The organism is Planomicrobium sp. CPCC 101079 (genome assembly GCF_007859275.1).
Classification (GTDB): Bacteria; Bacillota; Bacilli; order Bacillales_A; family Planococcaceae; genus Planococcus.
Map to the genome: position 1 here is coordinate 1 of NZ_VOHC01000002.1, position 13,365 is coordinate 13,365.

Below are 13,365 nucleotides of genomic sequence, written 5' to 3' on the forward strand. Positions count from 1 at the left end.
AAAGAGCAAGCTCTTCCGGTTCCGCTCGACTTGCATGTATTAGGCACGCCGCCAGCGTTCGTCCTGAGCCAGGATCAAACTCTCCATTATAGAAGCTTGATTGCTCATGCTGGCGCTCGCCGTCCCGCAGGACGCGCGAATCGCTTGATCTGGTAAACCTGATCAGTAAGTTGTGCTCCGATTGCCCAAAGGCAACCATCGCAGAAATTTTATTGCCGCGTTCGGAACGCGCCAATAAACTATTGTTGACGTTTTGCTGTTCAGTTTTCAAGGTTCATGTTTTCTGCCATCTTTACCGACAGCTATAATAATATATCACTTGCGCTATTCGGTGTCAACTATAATTTAATTTAATAAATTCTTTCGAGTGTTTTTTCATTCCCCGACAGCTTAATTAGTATATCTCACTCATCAAGCAAAGTCAAACTAAATCTCTAAATTAAACCCATATTCTTATGGGGACACTTCCTAATATACCAGCATCACGAGTTTATGTCAATAATTTATTAAAAAATAAATTAAAGAACATAAAATTATTAAATAGATTACGAACTTAATTATAGCAGAAAATTCTGATAAAAAAATAACAAAAGTATTACAAATTTGAAAAGGAGAAACTCCTTTTCATAGAAAATCTTGAGAAATGGAATTGAACCAGATTAAATCAATCGGACTTCAAATATTTTAAGTTGTAATCGAAACTGATTGTATTTAGCATCCCTATAAAGTAAGGATGCTCATTTTGCTTTTCAATTTTCCTTCTATATATATAGATATTTCTTTGCATATAAAAAACCCGCCAAAAATGGCGGGTTGAATAATTACACTAAGAAGATGAAATACAAAATAAAAATAATGAACAAGCCGTACATGATTGGATGGACTTGCTTCCCTTTCCCTGCCGCTATCATTGTAATCGGATAAAAGATAAAACCGATAGCAATCCCAGTTGCAATGCTATAACCAAGCGGCATAGCAATCATTGTTAAGAAAGCTGGAACAGCAATTTCAAATTTCGTCCAATCAATTCTTCCTATAGCGGAAACCATAAGAACACCGACAATGATCAAGGCTGGAGCAGTCACTGCACTAGTGACTACTTCTAATAGCGGATAGAACAAAATAGAAATTAAGAATAGAACGCCAGTAACAACAGCAGCAAAACCTGAACGAGCTCCAGCTGCCACGCCGGCTGTCGACTCAATGTAAGAAGTAGTGGTTGATGTTCCAAAAATTGCTCCGCTTACAGTAGCAACCGCATCTGCCAATAACGCTTTGCCGGCTCTCGGCAATTTATCGTCTTTCATTAAGCGGGCTTGGCTTGCTACTGCCACCAAAGTTCCGGCAGTATCAAAGAAATCCACGAACAAGAACGTCAAGACAATTACAAGAAACTCAATAGTCACTAATGAACTTGGATCATGCAGAATTGGATCCAAGGCCACCCCAAAAGTCGGAGCCATGCTCGGAACATTGAAGTCGATTACCGAACTCGGTAAGTTTACAATACCAAAAATCATTCCGACAATAGCAGCAAGAATCATTCCAAAGAAGATTCCCCCTTTGATTCGGCGGACCATGAAAATAACTGTTACAACTAGCCCGAAAATCGCCAGTAATGTAGAACTGTCTGATAAGTTCCCTAAACCAACCATAGTCGCAGGATCAGCAACGATAATGCCTGCATTCTGAAAACCGATAAACGTAATATATAGCCCGATACCTGCTCCAACAGCTAGTTTTAAATCGGCCGGGATGGCGTTGATGATTGTTTCACGTATTCCTGATAACGAAAGAACAATAAATATAAGTCCGGAAAATAAAACGCCAGTTAATGCTGTTTGCCAAGGAATGCCGTACGTCAAAATAACTGTATACGCAAAAAATGCATTCAATCCCATTCCAGGAGCCAGCGCAATCGGATATTTCGCTAAAATCCCCATAATCAAGCAGCCTATTGCAGCAGCTAAAGCAGTAGCCATAAATACAGCGCCATAATCCATTCTCAATGACGCATCAAGATCGGGTACTGAATCCAGCGTCAATGTCAGTGGGTTGACCACTAAAATATACGCCATTGCCAAGAACGTTGTTAGTCCGCCAATAATTTCGCGACGATAATTTGTTCCCAGTTCATCAAATAAAAAATACTTCTTCATGTTCTTCCTCCGTGTGTTGTCGCACACTTGCCAAAATAAAAAAAGCATACAGCGGTTTGCCGTATGCGTTCGATTTAGCCTCTCATGATTCACACTTTGAAAGGTATCCAGTTCTTTTGAAAGAACGGATGAAAATCGTAGTCGAGTTATTTACGGTAACTCGGTAGAGACTTTCGGGCCATATTCCCGACGTTATACGACAACGTTATTTAATTTCTTTTGTAGAATAACATCTTTCCCACCTTAAAACAATATAAAATCCGAACGATTAAAAAATATTTCGTAGCAAAGTTCGTGAATTTTCAATATTTTACGGCAGAGTTACCTACCTATATAAAAAATTCCCTCCGAGATGCACACACATCTGGAAGGAATTTTGTTGCTTTATTTTATTCCCACTCAATTGTAGCTGGCGGCTTGCTCGTGATGTCGTAAAGAACACGGTTGATGTGTTCAACTTCGTTAACAAGACGGACACTGATTTTTTCTAATACATCCCAAGGGATACGTGCCCAATCTGAAGTCATGCCATCAATAGAAGTTACTGCACGGATGCCGATTGCGTAATCATACGTACGGGCATCTCCCATCACGCCAACGCTGCGGATGTCCGGAAGCACCGTAAAGTACTGCCAGATGTCGCGGTCAAGCCCCGCTTTTTTAATTTCATCACGCAAAATCCAATCCGATTCGCGGACAATGTTCAATTTCTCTTCAGTAATGGCCCCCATGATTCGGATGCCAAGACCAGGTCCCGGGAATGGCTGGCGCCAAACAATTTCATCCGGCATGCCAAGCTCAGTTCCAAGAGCGCGGACTTCGTCTTTGAACAATGTGTTCAAAGGTTCAATAAGCTTAAACTGCATATCTTCCGGCAAGCCTCCCACGTTGTGGTGGGATTTGATTGTCTGTGCAGTTGTTGTGCCGCTTTCAATAATATCGGTATATAGAGTTCCCTGTGCCAGGAAGTCCATGCCTTCAAGTTTAGACGCTTCGTCATCGAATACGTAAATAAATTCGTTGCCGATGATTTTGCGTTTTGTTTCAGGATCGGATACGCCTTCCAGCTTTTTCATGAAGCGTTCGCGAGCGTCAATTTTGATGACGTTCATGTGGAAGCCGTCAGCAAAAGTTTTCATGACGCTTTCCGCTTCACCTTTTCGCAAAAGTCCATGATCGACGAACATGCACGTCAGCTGATCACCAATCGCTTTATGGATCAATACAGCTACCACTGAAGAATCCACACCGCCGCTTAGTGCACAAAGAACTTTTTTGTCGCCGACTTCTTCGCGAATTTTTTCAATTTCAAGTTCAATGTAGTTTTCCATTGACCAATCTGCGCTCATGCCGCAAACGTCGAAAACAAATTGGCGCAGCAATTCGTTGCCGTAAATCGAGTGGCGCACTTCCGGGTGGAATTGAACGCCATAAAACCCACGGCTTTCATTTGCCATTGACGCAATCGGGCAGCCAGCACTCGTACCAATTACATCAAATCCTGGAGGAGCTGCAGTCACTAAGTCTCCATGGCTCATCCATACGATTTGCTCTTCTGGCAAGCCTTTAAAGAGCTTAGTTTCTTTTGTCAGTTTGAGTTCCGCTTTGCCGTACTCACGGTTTTGCGCTTTTTCAACTTTGCCGTCAAGGTGCAGCGCCATCAATTGCATGCCGTAGCAGATCCCTAAAATAGGAAGGCCCATTTCAAAAATCGCGTCATCTACCGAAAAGGCATTTTTGTCGTATACAGAATTCGGACCACCCGAGAAAATAATACCTGTCGCGTTCATTTCTTTGATTTCTTCAGCTGTTACGGTATGCGGATGCAATTCGCTGTAAACACCAATTTCACGAATGCGGCGTGTAATCAACTGGTTGTACTGACTGCCGAAATCCAGCACGACGATTTTCTTTTGCTCTTTCAACATTGGACTAACTGGCACAACTTTCACCTCTTCTATTCAACTAAGTTCCCAAAATAACAAAAGAACGCGAAAATAGTTCTCGCGTTCTTTTGCTCTACATTAAAAAAGTGAATGCGCATACCAAAAAGGCATGCGGCATCCACCTTCATAGTCAAGTCATTTCCGGGGACTTGGTAGAGACATCCGAACCATATTATCGGACATATACGAGGGCACTTGTAATTTATAATTTTCTCAATTGTACAAGCTAGTCCGCTCAAAATCAACCGCTTGTGCGATTGATTAAATTTTCCCAACTTTCCTTCAGTTCGTTCCAATTGACAGAATCGCTATTCCCGCCATAAACCGACTGTTCATAAGCGGCGGTCAATCGAGACATTTCATGTGTTCCAAAAAACGAGTCGATGTATGCTGCATAAGAACGCAAAGTCTGTCCATCGCGCCGCTTAATGCCGTACAGATCGAGCTGTTTTAAAAGTCTCAAATAAGCCTTTTCAAATGTCTGGGCACTTCCGCTGCGTGTGCGATAGTACGGAATCAGCACTTTCGGCAGCCATTTGCTGCGCATTTTAAACAAGATCGCTGCCAGTAAAGCCAAACCAATGAGTCCCCATACAATTTTCGCTTTATTTTCAGTGAAGAACTGGTTCAATCGCTCACGGAATGTCGGCCCCGTAATTCCCGTTCCTGCTGCATCCACTTCCGGTTCTTCAGGCTGAAGCGGATCCGGGCGGTCTGGCATTTCCACATCTTCCAGAGTGGTTTCTCCCGTCTCTAAATCAAAGTCGACATCTGATGAACCTGTAAAACCAATGGTCGGTTCGAAAAGCATCCAGCCGACACCTGGCATATAGGCCTCTACCCATGAATGCGCATTGTTGTTGGTAATTTCGTAAATATCTCGGCCATCAGACGAGTTGATCAGTTCCCCTTCGTTAAAACCTTTTACCCAGCGCGCCGGAATATCGAGCGACCGCAGCAGCACAACCATCGAAGTTGAGAAGTTATCACAATAACCGCGTTTCGTTTCAAATAAAAATTGGTCTACGTAATCCTGCCCTTCTTCAGGAACGGGAATGTCCTGCTGACTGTATTCGAAGTTATTATTGCTAAAGTACCGTTCGATTGCCCGCGTTTTATCATAAACACTATCGGAGCTTTCGGTTATTTCTACCGCTAAATCTCTTACACGTTGAGGCAATTCTTCAGGCAACTGGACAAAACGGTCAAACTCCGCGGGCAGTTCTTCCAAATCTTCAACTGAAGTTTCTTGCAAAGCCGTCAAACTGAACGATGGCTCCGAAAATTCCACTTCATAGAGTTCAGGTTCAAAAACCTCACCTTCAAAAAATGTATCAAACCGCTGGTCAGCAGTATCATACTCATAATCCGGCGTCTCATTCATCAAAAAAGACTTGGTGCCGTATGGATACAAGACAAACGGAAATTCTTGTTCCATTGACAATAAAGCAGTTGTTTCTTGTTCCGGATCTCCCGGCGTAAAATCAGTATCGACTTGCTCTTCATTGCCGTAGACAAATTTATCGCCGGCATTTCTCGTTACGCGCCAGCCTTTAGTTGTATAAAAATCTTTCGACTCTACTTTCCAGTACTGGCCATCCTCCACTTCCGCCCGGAATACAGGGGTATCGTCTCCGATAAATGAGCCACCCAGCTGCGAATCGTCGACGCCATAGCCGATTCTGCCGATTGTTCCTGGACCTGTGCCTGCTTCTCCCGAAAAGGAAGTGATATAAGGGACAGGATCTGGCCATATTGGACCGGCTTTTGGCAAGTACAACGCAACGGCAGTAGACGCAGCCACCATGAACAATAACGGAATAATATATACCGCAATTTTATCAATTCTGACAGGAATGCGATGGGTTTCTATCCATCGCGCCAAGTGCAAAAGACCCGCAAGCATCAAGCCGATGACCATAATACGGATAATGGCAGTGTCTCCCGTATAAGGGCTGAACGTATCCAATACCGCGATAAAAACCACAGTCAGCAAATAAAACAGAAAAATGCTCAGACGGAAACTTACCCAGTAGTGGATCAAATAAACAGCCATCCATAGCAAAGCAAAAAACAGGACGGTTCTAAAAATGTCAGTCGTTTCCGCCCAATTTTGGGAAGTCAACGCTATAAAATTCGCTGTGAAATCGGACCACAGAAAAACAATCGAGCTGTTTGAAAAGAAAGCTTGTCCTGTATAAACATATACAATAAACCATAAAATGTAGACTATTTTAACAGGGCCAGAAATCCACCACGGGACTCTTGCCAATGCCATCACTAGCCCCAATCCTATAAATATAAGAAAAAGTGATTTATGGGCAGTAGCCGTCAAAGACATCACTGGTGTTAGCCATTCGGCCAGCAATAAAAAAACCAGCACATACAAAACTGCCATAAATACTTTGTTTTTTCGAATGCTATTCAATTTCGGCTCACCTCCGTAAACACCGTTGCAAAATTCTCTGGGCCGATTCTTTTGACGATAAATCCTCTGGAGCGAGCAAACTGATGAGCAGCTTCGTCTTCAGAGGAAATTTTTTCACCTTTGTTCGTTACAACCAGGCACATGCACGTATTCAGATGTTTGACATTCCGCTGAATACTGGAAATCATATCCATTGTCAGATGGCTCGTAACATAGAGCAAACTTGAAGCTTTTACTTGAAGCAGATCCTGGGTAGCCACTTCTTCGACCGGTTTTTCCAAATCGGCCTGCACTTTAGTTAAATGGTACATGGCACGCTGCAGATGTTCTTCTGTTTGGATGACAGGAAAATAATCGTGGGTTTTGCCGATCGATAAATAAGCAACATTTGAATGGGAACGGACAATTGTTTGGAGGATCGACGCAACTAATTCGATTTGGGTTTCGAATCGATCAGATGACAAACGGTCATCAAGCAAAAATAAGTCCTGTGACTGCCGGTCTTCGAATTCTTTCGTCCGCATGGTTTGCGTACGGGCAAACGACTTCCAATGAATCCATGATACCCGGTCGCCCGGATGATAATCCCGTATACCGGCGGCTGTAGTCGTATCTTTAACTAATGTAAAAGGAGCTGCCATCGCCCCTTGGTCATACCTGGATTCCATCGGACGATAGGCTAACTCAACAGTATTTGGATAAACAAGGACAACTTGCTTTAATGGCAACAGCTTCGTTTTTTTTACCCAGCCAAAAAAATCCCCAATTTCAATTTGGATGCCTTCTAGAACATGTTCGCCACGGGGCATATTCTCAATTTCATAAGTCCATGAATAAGTTTTTCGGAATCCTGGCACCAACATGTTTTTCCGCTCATCTTCTATGAGTTCTTTCAAAGCGGTTGAGTGTGTCTTTTCATTGAGAACGGTATACAGCAAAGGAAAAGGAAAAGAACGTCGAATGTCAATCGTAGCCGAAAAATTGCCGCCTTTTCGTATTTGGGCGGTGTGGATTTTACGGGTCACTTGAATATCTTGCAGTGGGTAAAACGTCAATAGCAGAGAGTAAAGTGCAAAAGGAAGCGCCATGTAAAAGATGAACCAGCTGACAAAGCCGCCTTGGAACATGGCAAATGAAAAAGTAAGTATAAGGATGACTAGTACAAAGACCAGCCTTCCCCATAAATTAAGAAAGTTTTGGATCTGACTCATTGGCCTACATACCTTTGGACCGGTACACGGGTCTTGGCTAAAATGCGGTCTGTGATTTCTTCTGCAGTCACCCCGTCATACCGGGCTTCAGAGCGCAGCATAATGCGATGGCCAAAAACAAATTTCGCCAAATGCTGTACATCATCCGGCGTCACGTAATCGCGCCCTTTTAACATTGCATAGGCTTGGGATGCTTTCATCAAAGCGATCGAACCGCGCGGGCTGACTCCTAAATATACATAAGGTTCTGTACGAGTATGCCGAGCCAGTTCTACGATGTAACTCCGGATGGTTTCGTCTACTTTCACCAGTTTCACTTCTTCTTGAAGTCTGATCAGCTCTTCAAGCGTAATGACAGACTGCAAATCTTCAATTGGGGCGGAAATTTGCGAGCGGCTCAAAACTTCCATTTCTTCTTTCGAAGAAGGATAGCCCATTTTTATTTTTAACAGAAAACGGTCGAGCTGCGCTTCAGGCAAAGGATAAGTTCCCTCGTATTCAACTGGGTTCTGGGTTGCCATAACGAAAAATGGTTTTGGGATTTGCATCGTTACACCGTCGATTGTCACAGAAGCCTCCTCCATCGCTTCAAGCAACGAAGATTGTGTTTTCGGCGAGGTTCGGTTGATTTCATCCGCTAAGACGATATTTCCCATGATTGGGCCGGGGCGAAAGTGAAATTCCATATCTTTCGGATTATAGATAGAAACACCAATAACATCAGAAGGCAGAAGGTCTGGCGTGAATTGAATGCGCTTAAAATCAGCGCCCACCGACTTCGCCAATGCTCTGACCAGCATTGTTTTCCCGACTCCCGGAACATCTTCAAGCAAGACGTGGCCGTGTGATAACATAGCAACAATGCTCAATTCAGCAATATTCCGCTTGCCGATAATCACCTTTTCTATATTATCAATCACTTGTTCTAATCGTTCTTGTGCCTTCATCCTAGATTCCCCCAATGAGTAACTATAGCTGTTTGAAAATTGTCACATTATTATCATCTAGCATAACGAATTCCGGGACAGAACTCAACTTTCGCAACCCTTAAATCGCTTTTTTCCCAAATAAAAACAGAGCGCTATACAAGCTGCTCTGTTTCAACGGTTCATTTCCAGAAGTCATCAAAAACCGTAATCGGCAAATGGCGTTTATGCTGGGTTTTCAAGTAATAGCCTTCCAGCTTTTCCCGGGCATCTTCTGGTATTTTTTTGCCTTCTAAGTAATCATCGATCATTTCATATGTTAACCCCAAAGCCACTTCATCCGGAATGGCCGGTTTGTCTTCTTCTAAGTCCGCAGTCGGAATCTTCATATACAAATGTTCCGGACCTCCGAGTTCTTTGAGCATGGAGCGCCCTTGCCTCTTGTTGAGCCGGAATAACGGCGTTAAATCTGCTGCTCCGTCGCCAAATTTCGTGTAGAATCCAGTAATCGCTTCTGCAGCATGATCCGTGCCGAGCACGACCGCTCCATGGAAAGATGCGATTGAAAATTGAACCTTCATCCGTTCGCGGGCTTTTTCATTCCCTTTAGCAAAATCACTCAACTCTATACCTGCTGCATTCAAAGCACGGTCACTGGCATCCACTGCCTCTTTGATATTAACCGTATAGACTTTAGTTGGCCGGATAAACTCAATTGCATCCTGTGCGTCGTGTTCATCAAATTGCGTGCCGTACGGAAGGCGAACCGCATAAAAACCGTATTTGTCCTCGCCGGCTTCCTCATTAAGTTCATTGACTGCCAGCTGGGCGAGTTTGCCCATTAGCGTCGAGTCCTGTCCACCAGAAATTCCAAGTACAAAGCCTTTAATGAAAGGATGCTTTTTCGCATAGTCTTTTAAAAACGAAATGGTCCGTTCAATCTCTTCTTTCGGGTTAATAGAAGGTTGTACTTTCAGTTCCTCAATGATTTGCTGCTGCAACGTTGGCATCTGTTTTCCCCTTTCTAATCTCTTGAATATTGATGGATTGCCTCTCTGACTTCTTGTATGTTGCGCATCTTGTTGTCCCAGCATTTCTGGCTCAAATCGACCGGATATTCCTCTGGATTCAAGGAGCGCTTGTACTCATCCCATAGAAGGTTTAAGCTGCTTCGCGCATAGTCCTGCATTTCTTGTAATGGCGGATTTTCATAGATGATTTCCCCATCTTTGACCACATGCTGATGAATATCGACCGCTTCAAAATTCGTTACGAATTTTGAAACATACGTATGAACAGGATGGAACATCTTCAAACGTTCTTCAGAAGCAGGATTTTCTTCTTGCATGGTGATATAATCGCCTTCTGATTTTCCGTTTTCCCTATCTATGATGCGGTAAACTTTTTTCAATCCAGGCGTTGTCACTTTTTCCGCGTTGCCGGAAATTTTGATTGTATCTTCCATAACACCATGGTCATTTTCAATTGACACCAGTTTGTAGACCGCTCCAAGAGCAGGCTGGTCATAAGCAGTTATCAATTTTGTGCCGATGCCCCATGAATCGACGCGTGCACCTTGCGCCTTCAAGTTCAAAATGGTGTATTCATCCAAATCATTCGAAACTACAATCTTAGCGTCCGGGAATCCTGCTTCATCCAGCATTTTGCGCGCTTCTTTTGAAAGGAAAGCGATGTCCCCGCTGTCTAGGCGGATTCCTTCAAAGTTGATTTTATCTCCCAACTCTTTGGCTACTTGAATGGCAATCGGCAAACCGGATTTTAACGTGTCGTATGTGTCTACTAAAAACACGCAGTTTTTATGGCGTTTCGCATACGAATGAAAAGCTTCGTACTCATTTTTATATGCTTGGACTAGTGAGTGGGCGTGCGTTCCGGCAACTGGAATCCCAAATTTTTTCCCTGCCCGGACATTGCTGGTCGCCTCAAGGCCGCCGATAAAAGCGGCTCTGGTTCCCCAAATCGCTGCGTCCATTTCTTGGGCGCGTCTTGTCCCGAATTCCATTACACGTTCTTCTTTGACAATTTGTTTGATGCGGCTGGCTTTTGTTGCAATAAGCGTCTGGTAATTTACGATATTAAGAAGTGCCGTCTCGATCAGTTGGCCTTCTACCAAAGGCGCCTCGATGCGAATGAGCGGCTCATTCTGGAAAACCACTTCCCCTTCGACGACTGAGTAGACATTTCCTGTAAACCGGACCGTCTTTAAAAATTCAATAAAGTCTTCTTTGTATCCAACTTCCTCACGCAAATATTCAAGATCGCTGTCAGTAAACCGGAAATTCCTTAAATACTCAAGCATCCGCTCAAGTCCCGCGAAAATTGCGTAGCCATTTCCAAAAGGCAGTTTCCGGAAAAACAATTCAAACACCGCTTTTCGTTCATGCATGCCATCCGCCCAGTAGGCTTCCGCCATGTTGATTTGGTATAAATCCGTATGTAGAACCAAACTATCGTCCGTATAATGTTTCTGCATAACCCTTCACCTTCCACCATCAGTAATAAAGCCAATTATACACTAGTAGAGAGCGATCAATAAACGAAAGTCCTATTCTTCTCTATAATTAGCTTATAGTTGCTATACCCGATCTTGTACTTTGACATTCCGATTTACGTGTGATATAGTTAATTAGTTAACAACAAGGTAGCAAACAGGTATTTTTGATATACTGGCATTCTACGTAAAGTTTTTGAGAATACTTATTCACACTGGCGCGATTTGAGGATCGCAAGGACGTAAAAGAAGGTAGGGTTTACGTTGCTTAAGTTAGAAAGCCACCAGTGGAACAATGACCGCGGCACTGAAAGATAAATCTTTCTATGGAAATGATCCCCATTAAAATGGGTTGAAAAATTGAATCAAATTTATTTTATGTTACCTTACAAATTAAAGGGCTATCCTCACATCGAGGATAGCCCTTTTCCAATTCTTTTTTTCAAATTAACGGTTTAAATAGTCAGTGACTGCCCCTTTTGATGAACAGGAAACGTTATGCGCATATTTTCCAAGAACGCCTTTTCGGTGAAGCGGCGGAGCCACCCATTGCTTGCGGCGTTCTTCCAGCTCTGCTTCTGAAACATCCACGGAAATCTCCTGCAAATCCGAATCGATCGTCACCATGTCGCCTTCTTTCAACAAAGCGATCGGGCCGCCCGATTGTGCTTCAGGTGCAATATGCCCTACGACCAAACCGTGTGTTCCGCCAGAAAAACGGCCATCCGTCAATAAAGCGACGCTTTCGCCCATGCCTTTGCCTACTAGAATGGCTGAAATCGAAAGCATCTCAGGCATTCCCGGACCGCCTTTCGGACCAACATAGCGAATGATCAATACATCGCCGTCGTTGATTTCATTGGCCATAACGGCTGCTGTTGCATCTGGTTCGTTATCGAAGACGCGTGCTGGGCCTGTGTGGCGTTTGACTTTGACACCGGATACTTTTGCGACCGCGCCGCTTGGAGAAAGATTGCCTTTCAATACGATTAGCGGGCCATCTTTCCGTTTCGGATTATCGAATGGCATGATAACTTGCTGTCCTTCAGCAAGACTCGGTGCTTCCTGCAGATTTTCGGCAACAGTTTTTCCGGTAACTGTCATGCAATCTCCATGGATATATCCACCTTCATACAGCATTTTCATGACCGCCTGAACTCCGCCGACCCGGTGAAGGTCCTGCATAACATATTTGCCGCTCGGTTTTAGATCCGCCAAATGCGGAACTGTTTTTTGGAGGCGGTTGAAATCGTCGATCGTTATATCCACTTCTGCCGCATGCGCAATCGCTAACAAATGCAAAACAGCATTAGTCGATCCGCCTAGGGCCATAACTACTGTGATGGCATTTTCAAACGCCTCTTTTGTCATAATGTCTTTTGGATAAACACCAAGTTCAAGCAGATTATGCACAGCTGCACCTGCTTTTTCACAGTCCGCCAACTTTTCCGGAGATACTGCCGGATTGGACGAACTGCCCGGCAAACTCATGCCCATTGCTTCTGCAGCAGAAGCCATCGTATTCGCTGTATACATGCCGCCGCAAGATCCAGCACCCGGGCAAGCGCCGCACTCAACTTTACGAAGCGTTTCATCGTTTATGTCGCCATTATTGTGCTGGCCCACGCCTTCAAAAACTGACACGATGTCAATATCCTGTCCATTATGGCGTCCAGGCGCAATCGTCCCTCCGTAAACAAAAACAGCTGGCACTTCAGAGTTTGCAATCGCGATCAAACACCCAGGAATATTTTTATCACAGCCGCCGATTGCCACTAACCCATCCAAGCTTTCAGCTCCTACAACCGTTTCGATGGAATCCGCAATAACATCCCGGCTGGAAAGCGAATACTTCATGCCTTCAGTCCCCATGGAAATGCCGTCTGAAACTGTAATGGTATTAAAGATAAGCGGCACTCCTCCAGCTTCTCTTGCCCCTTTTTTCGCACTCGTCGCCAAATCATCAATATGTATGTTGCACGGCGTTACTTCGCTCCATGTACTAGCGACGCCAATCATCGGCTTTTTGAAATCTTCGTCCGTTACGCCTACCGCCCGCAACATCGCCCGGTTCGGTGCTTTCATTGCCCCATCGAATACTTTACTGTTAATCCGCAAATCTTTTTTCATGCTGCATCTATCCTTTCTTTTTTCTTATTATAGAGAAGTTCTTATACAATTCA

General features: G+C 43.9%; 8 protein-coding genes, 1 rRNA gene and 2 riboswitches. All 9 genes read right to left on the minus strand.

What is annotated here, in order from left to right:
- Positions 1 to 90 (minus strand): 16S ribosomal RNA (locus FQV28_RS00800); the annotation flags it as partial.
- Between the two features lie 731 nt (positions 91 to 821).
- Positions 822 to 2,159: an NCS2 family permease gene (locus tag FQV28_RS00805; protein ID WP_146493701.1), complete on the minus strand. Its 1,338-nt coding sequence runs from the start codon at positions 2,157 to 2,159 to the stop codon at positions 822 to 824.
- 118 nt (positions 2,160 to 2,277) lie between these two features.
- A riboswitch (purine riboswitch) is annotated at positions 2,278 to 2,379 on the minus strand.
- 169 nt (positions 2,380 to 2,548) lie between these two features.
- Positions 2,549 to 4,087, minus strand: coding sequence for a glutamine-hydrolyzing GMP synthase (guaA, locus tag FQV28_RS00810; protein ID WP_146493806.1), 1,539 nt, complete (start codon positions 4,085 to 4,087; stop codon positions 2,549 to 2,551).
- Between the two features lie 125 nt (positions 4,088 to 4,212).
- Positions 4,213 to 4,314, minus strand: a riboswitch (purine riboswitch).
- A 32-nt stretch (positions 4,315 to 4,346) separates the two neighbouring features.
- Positions 4,347 to 6,533 carry a DUF4129 domain-containing transglutaminase family protein gene (locus FQV28_RS00815; RefSeq protein ID WP_146493702.1) on the minus strand — a complete coding sequence of 729 codons (2,187 nt, stop codon included), beginning with the start codon at positions 6,531 to 6,533 and terminating at the stop codon, positions 4,347 to 4,349.
- On the minus strand, positions 6,530 to 7,744 hold the full coding sequence (locus tag FQV28_RS00820; protein ID WP_146493703.1) for a DUF58 domain-containing protein: 1,215 nt from the start codon (positions 7,742 to 7,744) through the stop codon (positions 6,530 to 6,532). The genes FQV28_RS00815 and FQV28_RS00820 overlap by 4 nt, the downstream gene beginning before the upstream one ends.
- A complete protein-coding gene (locus FQV28_RS00825) occupies positions 7,741 to 8,691 on the minus strand; it encodes an AAA family ATPase (RefSeq protein ID WP_146493704.1) in 951 nt (316 codons plus the stop codon). The genes FQV28_RS00820 and FQV28_RS00825 overlap by 4 nt, the downstream gene beginning before the upstream one ends.
- A gap of 161 nt (positions 8,692 to 8,852) precedes the next feature.
- Positions 8,853 to 9,680 (minus strand): ammonia-dependent NAD(+) synthetase, encoded by an 828-nt coding sequence (gene nadE / locus FQV28_RS00830; RefSeq protein WP_146493705.1) that lies wholly within the window; start codon positions 9,678 to 9,680, stop codon positions 8,853 to 8,855.
- A gap of 14 nt (positions 9,681 to 9,694) precedes the next feature.
- The gene (locus FQV28_RS00835) at positions 9,695 to 11,164 is read right to left on the minus strand and encodes a nicotinate phosphoribosyltransferase (RefSeq protein WP_146493706.1); all 1,470 of its coding nucleotides are present in this window, start codon (positions 11,162 to 11,164) and stop codon (positions 9,695 to 9,697) included.
- A 465-nt stretch (positions 11,165 to 11,629) separates the two neighbouring features.
- On the minus strand, positions 11,630 to 13,312 hold the full coding sequence (ilvD, locus tag FQV28_RS00840) for a dihydroxy-acid dehydratase (RefSeq protein ID WP_146493707.1): 1,683 nt from the start codon (positions 13,310 to 13,312) through the stop codon (positions 11,630 to 11,632).
- Positions 13,313 to 13,365: the final 53 nt, after the last annotated feature.

Bases quoted from the DNA above. Each gene is read 5' to 3' on its own strand.
- guaA (WP_146493806.1), bottom strand. From the start codon at position 4,087: ATGTTGAAAGAGCAAAAGAAAATCGTCGTGCTGGATTTCGGCAGTCAG.
- FQV28_RS00805 (WP_146493701.1), bottom strand. From the start codon at position 2,159: ATGAAGAAGTATTTTTTATTTGATGAACTGGGAACAAATTATCGTCGC.
- FQV28_RS00820 (WP_146493703.1), bottom strand. From the start codon at position 7,744: ATGAGTCAGATCCAAAACTTTCTTAATTTATGGGGAAGGCTGGTCTTT.
- nadE (WP_146493705.1), bottom strand. From the start codon at position 9,680: ATGCCAACGTTGCAGCAGCAAATCATTGAGGAACTGAAAGTACAACCT.
- ilvD (WP_146493707.1), bottom strand. From the start codon at position 13,312: ATGAAAAAAGATTTGCGGATTAACAGTAAAGTATTCGATGGGGCAATG.
- FQV28_RS00825 (WP_146493704.1), bottom strand. From the start codon at position 8,691: ATGAAGGCACAAGAACGATTAGAACAAGTGATTGATAATATAGAAAAG.
- FQV28_RS00835 (WP_146493706.1), bottom strand. From the start codon at position 11,164: ATGCAGAAACATTATACGGACGATAGTTTGGTTCTACATACGGATTTA.